We start from the raw sequence: 15,422 nt of genomic DNA, 5'->3' as shown, positions 1-15,422 counted from the left end.
CAATTAATAAGAAGTAATTCATTTATATAATATGTCATCAAACAAGAAATACTGGAAAAGTGTTGAAGAGCTAAACGAAAACAGCTCTATTGTTGAGACGCTCAAGCAAAACGAATTTGTGGAAGAGATTCCAGCAAGTGAGTTTTTAGGAGATAAAGAATCTTTAGAGTCTTCATCTACTACGCGTCGTGACTTTTTAAAGTATGTTGGTTTCAGTACAGCAGCTGCATCATTAGCCGCTTGTGAAGGACCTGTAATTAAATCTATTCCTTATGTAGTGCAACCAGAATCAATTATTCCTGGTGTGGCTAACTACTATGCAACTACGATTGCTAATGGTTTTGATTTTGCAAGTGTTTTAATAAAAACACGTGAAGGTCGTCCAATTAAAATTGAAAACAACAACTTAGCAAAAACACATAACGGTGCTAATGCAAGAGTTAACGCTTCTGTTTTAGATTTATACGATAGTTTAAGAGTCAAAGGTGCTATGAAAGGCGGAAACGACATTTTATGGTCGTCTTTTGATGAAGAAACTTCAAAAACCTTAACAGGCCTGAGTGCTGCTGGTAAGGAAATCGTATTGTTAACGCAAACTTATGCAAGCCCATCAACTTCAAAGTTAATTTCAGAGTTTAAAGAGAAATTCGGAAATGTACGTCATGTAGTTTATGATGCAGTTTCAGAATCACCAGCCTTAGATGCCTTTCAAGCGATGTATGGTACTAGAGCGTTGGCAAATTATGATTTTTCGAAAGCTACGACCATTGTCTCTGTTGGTGCAGATTTCTTAGGGGATTGGCAAGGCGGTGGATTTGATTCAGGATATGCTAAAGGACGTGTGCCAAAAGAAGGCAAAATGTCGCGCCATATTCAGTTTGAATCAAATATGTCTCTTACTGGAGCTAATGCAGATAAACGTGTACCGTTGACTCCAAGTCAGCAAAAACAAGTATTAGCAAAATTATATAGTTTAGTAGTTGGAGGATCTGTTTCAACAGATTTACCACAAAATATAAATGATGCGGTTCAAAAAGCAGCATCAGAATTAAAGAGAGCAGGAAGTACTGGTGTTATTGTAACTGGTATACAAGATGTTAATGCCCAAACAGTAGTATTAGCTATTAATAAAGCTCTAGGAAGTAAAGTGTGTGATTCGTCTACTCCTATTTTAACAAGACAAGGAAATAATAAAGCAGTTGCTCAATTAGTAACTGATATGAAAGCAGGACGTATTGGAGGTATCATAATGAGTGGTGTTAACCCAATGTATTCGCTTCCAAATGCAGCTGAATTTGCCGAAGGTTTAAAGAAAACGGAATTGTCAATTGCGTTTTCGATGAAAGTTGACGAAACATCTTCAATGACCCAATATATAGCAGCAACTCCACATTATCTTGAATCTTGGGGAGATGTTGAACTTAAAAAAGGACATTACAGTTTAATGCAACCGACAATTCGTCCGTTGTTTGATACTCGTCAATTTCAAGAAGCTTTATTAAAGTGGACTGGTAATGATATGAGTTACCGTGAATACATTAAAGAGACTTGGGGAACAGGAATTTTAACAGATTCTTCATTTAACCAAGCCTTACAAGATGGTGTTTATGTAGGTTCAATTGCTACAGAAACTGAAGATACAGCAGATGCTGTGACAGAATCTGAAGGCTCAGAATCTGCAGCACCTGCCTCAAGCGCAGGAGCAGCGGCAAGAGCTATAGCATCTTCTGCGAAATCAGAAGGGATGGAGTTACAACTCTATACAAAAACTGGAATGGGTGATGGGCAGCAAGCTAATAACCCTTGGTTGCAAGAATTCCCTGATCCTATAACAAGAACATCTTGGGATAACTACCTAATGGTTTCTGCTAGTGATGCTAAGTCTTTAAACTTAGTCAATGAGTATGACGCTACAGGCGCATTAAATGGCAGCTATGCTGATGTTACAGTCAATGGTGTTACCGTAAAGAATGTACCAGTCATCATTCAGCCAGGTCAGGCTAAGGGGTCTGTCGGATTAGCTTTAGGTTATGGTAGAACAGCTGAAGGTTTAAAAGACGACATGAAGACAGGTGTTAATGCATACGCATTATACCAGAACTTTGATACGATTCAAAGCGTATCAGTCAGCAAAGCATCTGGAATGCATAAATTTGCATGTGTTCAGCTGCAAAATACGTTAATGGGTCGTGGAGATATCATTAAAGAAACAACATTAGAGATTTTCAATACGAAAAATAAAGAGTACTGGAATCCGGTTCCGAAGGTGTCATTAAACCATGAGGAAACACCAGTAACATCTCCTGAGGTTGATTTATGGGAGGAATTTGATCGTTCTATAGGCCATCATTTCAATCTAGCTATTGATCTTAACTCTTGTACAGGATGTGGAGCATGTGTTATTGCATGTCACGCAGAAAATAATGTTCCTGTTGTTGGTAAAGAAGAAATTAGACGTAGTCGTGATATGCATTGGTTACGTATTGATAGATATTACTCTTCGGAAGAAACATTTACTGAAGATAATACAAAGAAAGATGAGTTCTCTGGACTTTGGGGAGACCAAGGTTCATTAGGAGGATTTGGTGAATTAGAGAATGCATCTGATAATCCGCAAGTTGCATTTCAACCAGTAATGTGTCAGCATTGTAATCATGCGCCTTGTGAAACAGTTTGTCCTGTGGCGGCAACTTCACATGGTCGACAAGGTCAAAACCATATGGCTTATAACCGTTGTGTTGGAACACGTTATTGTGCAAATAACTGTCCTTATAAAGTACGTCGTTTCAACTGGTTCCTATATAACAAAAATGACGAGTTTGATTACCATATGAATGATGATTTAGGTCGTATGGTGCTAAACCCAGACGTAACAGTACGTTCTCGTGGTGTGATGGAAAAATGTTCTATGTGTATACAAATGACACAGAAGACAATTCTTGATGCAAAACGTGACGGACGAGTGATTAAAGATGGAGAATTCCAAACAGCTTGTTCTGCAGCATGTAGTAGCGGTGCAATCAAATTTGGAGACATTAATGATCATGATAGTGAAGTTGCAAAACTAAAAGAAGATGATCGTATGTATCACTTATTAGAAAGTGTCGGTACTAAGCCAAATGTTCAGTATCATACGAAAGTGAGAAATACAAAAGAAGCATAAAAATTAATTAAGAAACAATTATAATAGATTATGGCGTCTCATTACGAAGCACCTATTAGAAGACCCTTAGTTACAGGAGAAAAATCATATCACGATGTATCGGTGGATGTGGCAGCGCCTGTTGAAGGAAAAGCAAACAAAGCTTGGTGGATTGTATTTTCAATCGCACTTGTCGCATTCCTTTGGGGAATAGGGTGTATTATCTATACGATTTCTACAGGTATTGGAACTTGGGGTTTGAACAAAACCGTTGGTTGGGCTTGGGATATTACTAACTTCGTTTGGTGGGTTGGTATTGGTCACGCAGGAACTTTAATTTCTGCTGTACTTTTACTCTTCCGTCAAAAATGGAGAATGGCAATTAACCGTTCTGCAGAAGCAATGACAATTTTCTCTGTAATCCAAGCAGGTTTATTCCCAATCATTCACATGGGAAGACCATGGTTGGCTTATTGGGTTTTGCCTATTCCAAATCAATTTGGTTCCTTGTGGGTAAACTTTAATTCACCTTTACTTTGGGATGTATTTGCAATCTCAACTTATTTATCAGTGTCACTTGTATTCTGGTGGACTGGGTTGTTACCAGATTTTGCGATGATTCGCGATAGAGCAGTAAGACCTTTTCAAAAGAAAATATATTCGTTATTGAGTTTTGGATGGTCAGGACGCGCAAAGGATTGGCAACGTTTTGAAGAAGTCTCATTAGTACTTGCAGGTTTAGCAACGCCACTTGTACTTTCGGTACACACTATTGTATCTTTTGACTTCGCTACCTCAGTGATACCAGGTTGGCATACTACGATTTTCCCTCCATACTTCGTTGCTGGAGCTATTTTCTCAGGGTTTGCAATGGTAAACACACTTTTGATTATCATGAGAAAGGTATGTAATTTAGAAGATTATATTACCGTACAACATATTGAGTTAATGAATATTGTCATTATGATTACGGGTTCAATCGTTGGTGTGGCATATATCACCGAACTATTCATCGCTTGGTATTCAGGAGTAGAATATGAACAATACGCATTCTTAAATAGGGCAACAGGACCTTATGCATGGGCCTACTGGATGATGATGTCATGTAACGTATTCTCTCCGCAGTTTATGTGGTTTAAAAAGCTTAGAACAAGTATCATGTTCTCGTTCTTTATATCAATTGTGGTAAATGTAGGAATGTGGTTTGAGCGTTTCGTAATTATTGTGACATCATTACACCGAGATTACTTACCATCATCTTGGACAATGTTCTCTCCTACTTTTGTAGATATTGGGATTTTCATAGGAACCATAGGATTCTTTTTTGTATTATTCTTACTATATGCTAGAACGTTCCCGGTGATTGCCCAAGCAGAAGTAAAAACGATTTTAAAATCTTCAGGTGAACGTTACAAGAAAATTAGAGAACGTGGAGATAGTTTAGTTGGTACCGGTTCTGACCAAAGAACATCGGGTGTTCCGGCGGCAATAACAAAAAGTAGTTCAGAAGCACCTTCTATTGATGATAATTCGGCAAAAGTAAATGATTTATTAGGTAGTATTGGAGCCTTTGATTCAAAAACCCAAACTGCAGATGACTTGAAACAAATAAATGGTATCGGTCCAAAAATGGAAGAAGTACTGAATAGTATTGGTATTTATACATTTGTCCAAGTGAGTAAAATGACAAAAAGAGAATATGACTTGTTAGATGCTATTACAGGTTCCTTCCCAGGAAGAGCTGAACGTGATGATTGGTCAGGACAAGCTAAAAAATTAATAAACTAAAAATAGTACATGGAAGCTTCAAAAGTAATTCACGCTATTTACACTGATGACGATGTTCTTATGGCTGCCGTAAAAAAGGTAAAGTCTGCGCATCATCATATAGAAGAAATTTATACGCCTTTTCCAGTACATGGACTAGACAAGGCAATGGGTTTAGCTCCAACGAGAATTGCAATCACGTCGTTTATGTATGGTTGCGTTGGTCTAGCTGTTGCTATTGTGATGATGAATTTTATTATGATTCAAGATTGGCCCCAAGATATAGGTGGTAAACCAAGTTTTAGTTATATCGAAAACATGCCTGCATTCGTACCGATAATGTTCGAACTTACAGTATTTTTTGCAGCTCACCTTATGGTTATTACCTTTTACTTGAGAAGTAGAATGTGGCCATTCAAGAAAGCAGAGAATCCAGACCCAAGAACAACTGATGACCATTTTCTAATGGAAATCTCTGTTCATAACAACGAAAAAGAACTCTCAGACTTGTTAAAAGAAACAGGAGCTGTCGAGATAAATTTAATTGATAAAGCGCATTAACTTATACAGATGAAAAGCTTATTTAAAATAATAGTAGTATTAATGGTGTTTGCGAGTGTTGTTGCTTGTCAAAAGAACTCAAGACCAAATTACCAGTATATGCCGAATATGTACGAACCAGTGAGTTACGAAGCCTATCAGGAGTCTGATGCTTTTCCCGGAGGTGTAGAAGCACAGTTACCGGCTGAAGGAACCATTCCTAGAGGAGGTCATATGCCTTTTGAATATGAAAATACAAACGATGGTTACAATTCTGCAAAAGCCAATTTAGTGAGCCCTTTAGATTCAATACAAATTGATGATGCAAGAGCAAAAGAATTATATGATGTGTATTGCGGAATTTGCCACGGGAATAAGGGGAAAGGACAAGGTAAATTGGTTAAAAGAGAAAAAATACTAGGTGTGCCAAGCTATGACGATGCCGGTCGCGCCATAACCGCTGGAAGTATTTATCATGTTATTTATTACGGTAAGAATGCAATGGGCTCATATGCTAATCAATTGAATGAAGAAGAGCGTTGGCAAGTAGTCGATTACGTACTTAAGTTAAAAGCAGACCTAGAAAAATAAGATAGTTAAAGATTTAGAATAGAGATATGTATACAATTTCAAATCGATTAAAAATGGCATCTATAATCCTAATGATCCTCGGAGCATTAGGTGTTAGTTATGGCTTTTGGGATTCGCATCAATATAAAACTGAAGAGGATGTCAAAGTATTGCTTGCTGCTGAACACGACGGTCACGGAGAAGCACATTCCTCTGAAGGTCATGCGGAAGAATCACATGTTGAAGAAGCATCACATGTAGATGCCCATGGCGATGAAGCTCATGCCGAGGAGGGCCATAAAATGAGCCATGAAGAGCATGTTTTGCATCAAATACACAACAGACCTTGGTCAGCATTGTACGTAGCTGCCTTTTTCTTCTTTATGATCGCGCTGGGAGTTTTAGCATTCTATGCAATACAGTTTGCTGCACAGGCAGGTTGGTCTCCAGTATTATTTAGAGTCATGGAAGCAATTACAGCTTATGTACTACCTGGAGCATTAATAGTATTAGGTATTGCTGTTGCTTCAGGAACAATAGGACACTATAACATATTCATTTGGATGGATCCAGATATGGTAGACCCTACAAGTGATAAATATGATGCACTAGTAGCGGGTAAATCAGGATTCTTAAATTTGAAGGGATTTATCATAAGAGGTTTAATTTTTATTGCAGGTTGGTCACTTTATAGACATTTTGCACGTAAGTTTTCAATTGCTCAAGATAATGCAGACGATAATAAAAACTTTAAAAAATCATTTAGAATTGCTGCAGGGTTCTTAGTATTTTATATTTATACTGAATCTATGATGTCATGGGATTGGATTATGAGTGTAGACCCACACTGGTTCTCAACACTATTTGGATGGTATGTTTTCGCATCAATGTTTGTAAGTGGAATTACTGTAATAGCAATGTTGACCATGTATTTAAAGTCTAGAGGTCATCTGCCTTTTGTTAATGATAGTCACTTACATGATTTAGCAAAATTCATGTTTGGTATAAGTATCTTCTGGACGTACTTATGGTTCTCACAATTTATGCTCATTTGGTATTCAAATATTCCAGAAGAAGTCACATACTTTGTAACACGATTCCAAGATTATCAATTGCCATTCTTGGGTATGGTAGTAATGAATTTTGTATTCCCACTATTAATATTAATGAATAGCGATTATAAACGTATTCCATGGTTTGTAGTAATGGCAGGTATTGTAATTTTATGCGGACATTATATCGACGTGTTTAATATGATTATGCCGGCTACAGTTGGAGATAGATGGTTCATTGGGATTCCAGAAATAGGTTCAATACTGCTTTTCGCAGGATTATTCATATTTATTGTGTTTACAGCGTTAACCAAAGCACCTTTATTAGCTAAACGTAATCCGTTCATAAAAGAAAGTGAACATTTCCATTATTAATAAAATATATAAAGAACAGAAACGACAATGACTGCTTTTTTAACACTTATAATAGTACTTTTCATAGCTGTTGCGATATGGCAAATGGTTAAGATCTTTGATTTAGCGCAAGTTGGGGCATCTAATAGTCAAGTAGCGAATGATAAAGACAATAGATTAAATGGTTATTTGATGATGGGATTCTTAATCTTCATTTATGCCATAACCATTGCTAGTTTTTGGTACTTAGGAGATTTGCCCTTAGTATCCAATGCGGCTTCAGAACACGGTAAAGATGTTGATAATTTAATGATCATTTCGATGGTGGTTATTTTTATCGTTCAAACTGTTACTCAGTTTTTACTGCACTATTTTGCTTTTAAATACAAAGGAGAAAAAGGTCGTAAAGCACTGTTCTATGCAGATAATAATACCTTAGAAGCGATTTGGACATTCATTCCTGTAATCGTTCTAGCAGGTTTAATTATTTATGGATTGTTTACCTGGACCAGTATCATGAATGTGGATGAAAGCGAAGATCCTTTAGTGATTGAATTATATGCACAGCAATTTAACTGGAAGGCCCGATATGCCGGAGAAGACAATACTTTAGGGATGGCTAATGTAAGATTAATTGATATTGATCGCGCAAATATCTTGGGAGTAGACGAGTCTGATCCTAATTCACAAGATGATATTATTACAACAGAATTACATTTACCAGTAAACAGACCTGTATTATTTAAAATGCGCTCACAAGATGTGTTGCATTCAGCATATATGCCTCACTTTAGAGCGCAGATGAATTGCGTCCCAGGTATGATAACTCAGTTTGGTTTCACACCAACAGTAACAACACAGGACATGCGATTAAATCCTGATATTGCCGAAAAAGTGGCAAATATTAATGCCATACGTTCTGAAAATAAAGATGAAATCGAAGCTAAAGGACAAGAATTACTATATGAATTTGATTACTTATTGCTATGTAATAAAATCTGTGGTAAATCACACTACAATATGCAAATGAAGATTATTGTAGAGACAGAAGAAGAATATAACGCTTGGATTAAAGAGCAGAAAACATTCGATAACTCTTTAACTAACTAAAAGATTTTAAAAAAAAGAAAATAGATTATGTCAGCACACGCAGATACTCACGCACACGACGACCACGGACATCATCACCATAAGGAGACTTTTGTGACTAAATATATTTTTAGTCAAGATCATAAAATGATTGCCAAGCAGTATTTAATTACTGGTGTAATTGTCATGGGAATTATTGGAATTCTAATGTCTCTAATGATGCGTCTACAAATTGCATGGCCAGAAGAGCCTAATGTGATTTTTGAGGCTTTGTTAGGAAAGTGGGCTCCAGATGGCGTTATGGGTGCAGATATTTATTTAGCACTAGTGACGATTCACGGTACTTTAATGGTGTTTTTTGTGCTAACGGCTGGTTTGAGTGGTACTTTTAGTAATTTATTAATCCCTTTACAAATAGGGGCTAGAGATATGGCTTCGGGATTCTTAAATATGATATCGTATTGGCTATTCTTTTTATCATGTGTAATTATGATATTGTCATTTTTTGTCGAGTTTGGACCTGCAGCCGCTGGATGGACTATTTATCCGCCTTTAAGCGCCTTACCTATGGCTCAAGGTGGTTCCGGAATGGGTATGACTTTATGGTTAGTCTCTATGGCAATATTCATTGCGTCCTCTTTATTAGGGTCGTTAAACTATATTGTTACCGTTATTAATTTACGAACAAAAGGAATGTCTATGACAAGACTGCCATTAACAATTTGGGCGTTCTTTGTAACCGCTATTATAGGTGTTGTTTCATTTCCAGTATTATTATCGGCAGCTTTATTATTAATCATGGATAGAAGTTTCGGAACATCGTTCTTCTTATCAGATATATTTATTCAAGGTGAAGTATTACATTATCAAGGAGGTTCTCCAGTATTATTTGAACATTTATTCTGGTTTTTAGGACATCCTGAAGTATACATTGTATTATTACCAGCCCTAGGTATTTCATCGGAAGTAATTTCAACAAATTCAAGAAAGCCAATTTTTGGTTACCGTGCCATGGTTATGTCAATTCTCGCAATTGCATTCTTATCAACGATTGTTTGGGGTCACCACATGTTCATTTCGGGAATGAATCCTTTCTTAGGATCGGTATTTACATTTACAACCTTATTGATTGCGATTCCATCCGCAGTAAAAGCGTTTAACTATATAACCACACTCTGGAAGGGTAACCTTCAGATGAATCCAGCAATGTTATTCTCTATTGGATTAGTATCTACATTCATCACAGGTGGTTTAACAGGAATTATTTTAGGAGATAGTGCTCTAGATATTAATGTTCATGATACGTACTTTGTAGTAGCGCATTTCCACTTGGTAATGGGTATTTCTGCACTTTATGGTGTGTTTGCGGGTATATATCACTGGTTTCCAAAGATGTTTGGCCGTATGTTAAACAAGAATTTAGGATACATACATTTTTGGGTGACGGCAATCTGTGCCTACGGTGTATTTTTCCCAATGCACTTTATAGGGATGGCTGGTCTACCTAGACGTTATTATACAAATTCTAATTTCCCATTATTTGATGACACTGCTAATGCTAACGTCGTGATTACAATGTTTGCCCTAGTTGGTGGTGCAGTACAGTTAGTGTTCTTGTACAATTTTATAAGTAGTATTTTCTTCGGAAAGAAAGCAGAGCAAAACCCATGGCGTTCAAATACATTAGAATGGACAGCTCCAGTTGAGCATATCCACGGAAACTGGCCGGGAGAAATCCCTCATGTTCACCGCTGGCCTTATGATTACAGTAAGCCCGGACACGATGAAGATTTTGTTCCGCAAAACGTTCCTTTAAAAGATGGAGAAGAAGAACTACAACATTAACATTTATATATAGTATATTATTAGAAAGCCTTTCGTAATTATCGAAAGGCTTTTTGTTTATATTTGTGTAACATGAATGAAAATCTAGATCCAACAGACGAACATTTTTCTCCCGAAGAAATAGAAGTAGAAAAAAAACTTAGACCCTTATCCTTTGATGATTTTACGGGTCAGGATCAGGTTTTAGAAAATTTACAGATTTTTGTCCAAGCAGCGAATGGTAGAGATGAAGCATTAGATCACACCTTGTTTCATGGCCCTCCTGGTTTAGGAAAAACAACACTAGCGCATATATTAGCAAGCGAACTCAATGTAGGCATTAAAGTCACATCTGGCCCTGTTCTAGATAAACCAGGGGACTTAGCTGGTTTGTTGACTAATTTAGATGAAAGAGACGTTCTTTTTATTGATGAAATACATCGATTAAGTCCAATCGTTGAGGAGTATTTATATTCTGCTATGGAAGACTATAAGATTGATATTATGATCGAGTCTGGACCAAACGCAAGGACAGTACAAATTAACTTAAATCCGTTCACCCTTATTGGAGCAACAACACGCTCCGGACTTTTAACCTCGCCAATGCGTGCTCGTTTCGGCATTCAAAGTCGACTTCAATATTATAACACTGAATTATTAACTACCATTGTGCAACGTAGTGCTTCAATTTTAAATGTACCTATGACCATGGAGGCTGCGGTAGAAATTGCGGGAAGAAGTCGTGGGACTCCAAGAATTGCAAATGCCTTATTGCGAAGAGTTAGAGATTTTGCTCAAATTAAAAGCAATGGCAATATTGAGATTAAAATCGCCAAATTTGCTTTAGCAGCACTTAATGTTGATGCACATGGTCTGGATGAAATGGACAATAAAATTTTGGAAACCATAATTGACAAGTTTAAAGGTGGCCCCGTAGGTATTACGACCTTAGCAACAGCTGTTAGTGAAAGTGCTGAAACTATTGAAGAGGTCTATGAGCCATTTTTAATTCAACAAGGCTTTATTATGCGCACGCCACGAGGCAGAGAAGTGACTGAATTAGCTTATAAACACCGCGGAAAAATTAAAGGGACTATTCAAGGAGGGTTATTTTAAAAATAGCCACTGAATTCTGTACTTGTTTCAGAATGACATCATACCATTATAGGAAATAGATTTAATGCATACACCCAGAGAAATACCTGCAGTTCCTTTATCACGATTTTTGAAGCACTCATTAGAGATTCTTAAAAACCCATTACCCTTTCATCATCAAAATTTTATTGAAAAGGGAGATATATTTAAACTCAAAATCGGATTTAAGACGAATATCTTTTTTTGCAGAGATGCTGCGTTTATGGAGTATGTTCTCCAAAAGAACCATAAAAACTTTGTTAAATCTAAAATTCAAACAGAAGATTTAGTGAAGTATGTCGGTAAAGGTTTGCTGACTTCTGAAGGAGATCACTGGAAAAAACAACGAAAACTTATACAGCCCGCTTTTCACAAAAAACAGTTACAACATTTATTGGAATCCATAAAAAATGCAATTCTTTCTGAATATGATTGCATAAAACCAAATGTCGTTATAGATATTTTTCCTATACTCAATGACCTCGCATTTCAAACGGTTGTAAAATCCTTATTTAGCAGTGCAGCAGATCAAAAGGATATTAATCGACTCCAATATATAACAGAGACGGCTCAAAAAATGCTAGTTAGAGAATTACGCCAACCCTATCTTGGATGGTGGTTCAAAGCCAGTGGTGAAATTGAAAAACACCTTAAACTGACAAGTGAAGCCAGAGAAATATTAAGGCGTATAGTTAATGAAAGAAGAACATCTCATACCAAAGAAAATGACCTTTTAGATATGCTCCTTGACGCAAGATATGATGATGGTACAGCAATGGATGAAGAACAACTTATTGATGAAATTTTAATCCTATTTACGGCAGGTCATGAAACCACATCTAATGCGCTTACCTTTACATGTCAATTGTTAGCACTTCATCCCGAGTGGCAGGAAAAGATTAAAACAGAGGCAACAAAACTAAAAGCAGACAAGGCAGACTTGATGGCAACGGTTATGCATTCAAAAGTTTGTCAGCAAGTCCTGGAAGAAGCCATGCGTCTATATCCACCAGCATATTTTATTGATAGGGTCAATATTTCAGCTGATGATTTCAATGGAATGCATTTTGAAGCCGGTTCGAATCTTTTGTTTTCCGTTTATGAAATTCATCGTCATCCGGAATTATGGAACGAACCTGAAGCCTTTTTGCCAGAACGTTTTATTGAAGGTGGCCGAAAATATTCATCGCAGTATTTTCCATTTGGTGCCGGACCGCGAAAATGTATTGGTAATAATTTTGCAATGTTTGAAATGATTATAGCCATAACTGAATTGGTACACCAGTTTAAGATAGAACCTGATTTTGAGGCTATTGAAATTACACCTCTAATTACATTAAAGCCTAAAAATGCCTTCTTAAAGTTTATACCAAGGGCTCATAATTAACTAATAGCAATACTGTTCGTCTTGTTTTTTAAGCGACTTAACGCTAAGCGCTTATTGAAATCCTATAAAATGGAACTTTAATCTATTTTTTTAAAAAATTAATAAAATTATTTCTACATTTCAGTCCTAACAATACCCAATCAAAATGAACCAGTCAAAATTATTATCAATATTATCAGTAGTGCTATTAGCATTTGTTACGTCCTGTTCTTCAGATGACAATTATGTGCAGATACCCGCAGAAAGCTTTCTAGAGCAGCGATTAGTTGATCTTTATGGAGCTAAGGAAGCACTTGTTTTACCCTATTCTAACGAATTTAATTTGATTCCAAGTGATGTTAATAATCCTATTACAGAGGCAAAAGTTACTTTAGGAAAATTTCTATTTCATGAAACTGGACTTGCCAAAAACCCGAATATGGAAGAAAGTATGAATACCTATTCTTGTGCCAGTTGTCATCATGCTTCAGCTGGATTTCAAAGTGGGATTAAACAAGGTATAGGAGAAGGGGGTGAAGGATTTGGTATTTTTGGAGAAAGTCGTCATAAAAATGCAATGTATCTGGATGAAGATCTAGACATACAACCTATTAGAAGCCCAACCATACTCAATGCAGCATACCAAGAAGTGATGTTGTGGAATGGTCAGTTTGGAGCATCTGGGATAAATCAAGGTACCGAAGCAAATTGGACCACGGGAACTCCGAAAGAAACTAATAATTTAGGATTTGAAGGTGTAGAGACACAAGCGATTGCAGGATTGAATGTGCATCGTTTACTTATAGATGAAGATTTCATTTTCAGTACAACATATAAAGATATGTTTGATGCTGCGTTTCCCAATGTAGCGCCTGCCGAACGTTATACAAGAGTTAATGCTGGTTTAGCTATAGCGGCTTACGAAAGAACAGTATTACCTAATCAAGCACCATTTCAGCAATGGTTGAGAGGTGATGAATCTGCTTTAAATGAAGATGAAACTAAAGGAGCTATATTATTCTATGGGAAAGCCAACTGTTATGCTTGTCATTCAGGACCTGGATTAAATGGTATGGATTTCTATGCTTTAGGAATGAAAGACCTTGAAGGGCCAGACGTCATTAATGGCGTTGATGATGCCACAAAAAGAGGTCGAGGTGGTTTTACTGGAAATTCTGAAGATGATTACAAGTTTAAGACACCTCAGTTATATAATCTAAAAGATGTGTCGTTTTTTGGACATGGCGGAAGTCTTACGACTGTAAAAGATGTTGTGGATTATAAAAACGAGGGTATTCAAGAAAATATGAATGTGCCTTCTGCGGCATTATCACCGCTTTTTACACCATTAAATTTAACTGAGGAAGAAGTAGATTATATTGTACTATTTTTAGAAAATGCCTTGTATGATAATAATCTGCAACGTTATGAACCATTAGACTTACCCTCTGGAAATTGTTTTCCTAATGCAGATGAACAATCTTCTATAGATATGGGATGTGATTAATTTATAAAACGAATCCAGTTTTTAAGCATTGTTTTCTAATCACAATGGTTTAAATTTGAGGGTGAACAAAGCCAAACATTCAGATATCATTAAAGCCGAAGCCAAACGCCTCGGTTTTTTGTCTTGTGGTATTAGTAAGGCCGAATTTTTGGAAGAAGAAGCACCGCGATTAGAGAAGTGGCTTAAGAATAATGCGCATGGCGAAATGCGATATATGGAGAACCATTTTGATAAGCGCCTTGACCCAACAATACTTGTAGAAGGTTCTAAAAGTGTCGTCTCTTTATTGCTCAATTATTATCCCGCTGAAATTCAAAACACTGAAAGTTATAAACTGTCAAAATATGCTTATGGAACCGATTACCATTTTGTAATTAAGGACAAACTGAAACAGTTATTACAGTTTATAAAGGATGAAATTGGAGACGTCCACGGCCGCGCGTTTGTAGATTCGGCGCCTGTATTAGATAAAGCTTGGGCGGCAAAGTCTGGATTAGGATGGATTGGTAAACACAGCAACCTATTGACCCAACAAATAGGATCCTTTTATTTTATTGCAGAACTTATTATCGATTTAGAGCTAGAATATGATCATGCAACAACCGATCATTGTGGTACTTGTACGGCCTGTATTGACGCTTGTCCAACACAAGCCATAACAGAACCCTATGTGGTTGATGGAAGCAAATGCATTTCGTACTTCACTATCGAATTAAAAGAGAATCTCCCTTCAGAGTTTAAAGGGCAGTTTGACGATTGGATGTTTGGTTGTGATGTGTGTCAGGATGTTTGTCCGTGGAATCGCTTTTCAAAAGCACATAACGAACCGTTGTTTAATCCGCACTCCGAAGTATTGTCAATGACCAAAAAAGATTGGGAAGAAATCACCAAAGACACGTTCAATAAGGTGTTTAAAAATAGCGCTGTAAAACGCACTAAGTTTGAAGGGTTGACCCGTAATATAAAGTTTTTAAAATAATAATAATTCTAAAAAGCTATCAGTACCTTTCTCATAAAACACGTACATTTGTTATTCGATTTGTCGTCAGGTATAATACAAATTAAATAATTTACACA

General features: G+C 36.7%; 11 protein-coding genes. All 11 read left to right on the top strand.

The annotated features are described in order from the left end of the window. Positions 1 to 31 precede the first annotated feature (31 nt). Positions 32 to 3,163 (top strand): TAT-variant-translocated molybdopterin oxidoreductase, encoded by a 3,132-nt coding sequence (locus BLT57_RS01065; protein ID WP_091421088.1) that lies wholly within the window; start codon positions 32 to 34, stop codon positions 3,161 to 3,163. A 30-nt stretch (positions 3,164 to 3,193) separates the two neighbouring features. Next, on the top strand, positions 3,194 to 4,930 hold the full coding sequence (gene nrfD / locus BLT57_RS01060; RefSeq protein WP_091421085.1) for an NrfD/PsrC family molybdoenzyme membrane anchor subunit: 1,737 nt from the start codon (positions 3,194 to 3,196) through the stop codon (positions 4,928 to 4,930). A 9-nt stretch (positions 4,931 to 4,939) separates the two neighbouring features. Next, positions 4,940 to 5,470 (top strand): DUF3341 domain-containing protein, encoded by a 531-nt coding sequence (locus tag BLT57_RS01055; protein ID WP_091421082.1) that lies wholly within the window; start codon positions 4,940 to 4,942, stop codon positions 5,468 to 5,470. A 9-nt stretch (positions 5,471 to 5,479) separates the two neighbouring features. Continuing rightward, positions 5,480 to 6,040 carry a cytochrome c gene (locus BLT57_RS01050; protein ID WP_091421080.1) on the top strand — a complete coding sequence of 187 codons (561 nt, stop codon included), beginning with the start codon at positions 5,480 to 5,482 and terminating at the stop codon, positions 6,038 to 6,040. A 26-nt stretch (positions 6,041 to 6,066) separates the two neighbouring features. Then, positions 6,067 to 7,446: a quinol:cytochrome C oxidoreductase gene (locus BLT57_RS01045; RefSeq protein ID WP_091421077.1), complete on the top strand. Its 1,380-nt coding sequence runs from the start codon at positions 6,067 to 6,069 to the stop codon at positions 7,444 to 7,446. A 27-nt stretch (positions 7,447 to 7,473) separates the two neighbouring features. After that, on the top strand, positions 7,474 to 8,535 hold the full coding sequence (locus BLT57_RS01040; protein WP_091421074.1) for a cytochrome c oxidase subunit II: 1,062 nt from the start codon (positions 7,474 to 7,476) through the stop codon (positions 8,533 to 8,535). 27 nt (positions 8,536 to 8,562) lie between these two features. Beyond that, positions 8,563 to 10,359: a cbb3-type cytochrome c oxidase subunit I gene (locus BLT57_RS01035; protein WP_091421070.1), complete on the top strand. Its 1,797-nt coding sequence runs from the start codon at positions 8,563 to 8,565 to the stop codon at positions 10,357 to 10,359. 72 nt (positions 10,360 to 10,431) lie between these two features. Beyond that, positions 10,432 to 11,454, top strand: a complete 1,023-nt coding sequence (gene ruvB / locus BLT57_RS01030; RefSeq protein WP_091421067.1) for a Holliday junction branch migration DNA helicase RuvB — start codon at positions 10,432 to 10,434, stop codon at positions 11,452 to 11,454. A 64-nt stretch (positions 11,455 to 11,518) separates the two neighbouring features. Further along, a complete protein-coding gene (locus tag BLT57_RS01025) occupies positions 11,519 to 12,859 on the top strand; it encodes a cytochrome P450 (protein ID WP_091421064.1) in 1,341 nt (446 codons plus the stop codon). Positions 12,860 to 13,004: 145 nt separating this feature from the next. Continuing rightward, entirely contained in the window at positions 13,005 to 14,345 is a 1,341-nt protein-coding gene (locus BLT57_RS01020) for a cytochrome-c peroxidase (RefSeq protein WP_091421060.1), read from the top strand. A gap of 55 nt (positions 14,346 to 14,400) precedes the next feature. Further along, entirely contained in the window at positions 14,401 to 15,324 is a 924-nt protein-coding gene (queG, locus tag BLT57_RS01015) for a tRNA epoxyqueuosine(34) reductase QueG (RefSeq protein WP_091426589.1), read from the top strand. Positions 15,325 to 15,422: the final 98 nt, after the last annotated feature.

The sequence above is a fragment of the Formosa sp. Hel1_31_208 genome, assembly GCF_900104785.1.
Classification (GTDB): Bacteria; Bacteroidota; Bacteroidia; order Flavobacteriales; family Flavobacteriaceae; genus Psychroserpens.
This window is presented reverse-complemented; position numbering and strand designations above follow the sequence as displayed.

Coding starts and splice junctions, on each gene's coding strand:
- BLT57_RS01065 (WP_091421088.1), top strand. CDS start 32: ATGTCATCAAACAAGAAATACTGGAAAAGTGTTGAAGAGCTAAACGAA.
- nrfD (WP_091421085.1), top strand. CDS start 3,194: ATGGCGTCTCATTACGAAGCACCTATTAGAAGACCCTTAGTTACAGGA.
- BLT57_RS01055 (WP_091421082.1), top strand. CDS start 4,940: ATGGAAGCTTCAAAAGTAATTCACGCTATTTACACTGATGACGATGTT.
- BLT57_RS01050 (WP_091421080.1), top strand. CDS start 5,480: ATGAAAAGCTTATTTAAAATAATAGTAGTATTAATGGTGTTTGCGAGT.
- BLT57_RS01045 (WP_091421077.1), top strand. CDS start 6,067: ATGTATACAATTTCAAATCGATTAAAAATGGCATCTATAATCCTAATG.
- BLT57_RS01040 (WP_091421074.1), top strand. CDS start 7,474: ATGACTGCTTTTTTAACACTTATAATAGTACTTTTCATAGCTGTTGCG.
- BLT57_RS01035 (WP_091421070.1), top strand. CDS start 8,563: ATGTCAGCACACGCAGATACTCACGCACACGACGACCACGGACATCAT.
- ruvB (WP_091421067.1), top strand. CDS start 10,432: ATGAATGAAAATCTAGATCCAACAGACGAACATTTTTCTCCCGAAGAA.
- BLT57_RS01025 (WP_091421064.1), top strand. CDS start 11,519: ATGCATACACCCAGAGAAATACCTGCAGTTCCTTTATCACGATTTTTG.
- BLT57_RS01020 (WP_091421060.1), top strand. CDS start 13,005: ATGAACCAGTCAAAATTATTATCAATATTATCAGTAGTGCTATTAGCA.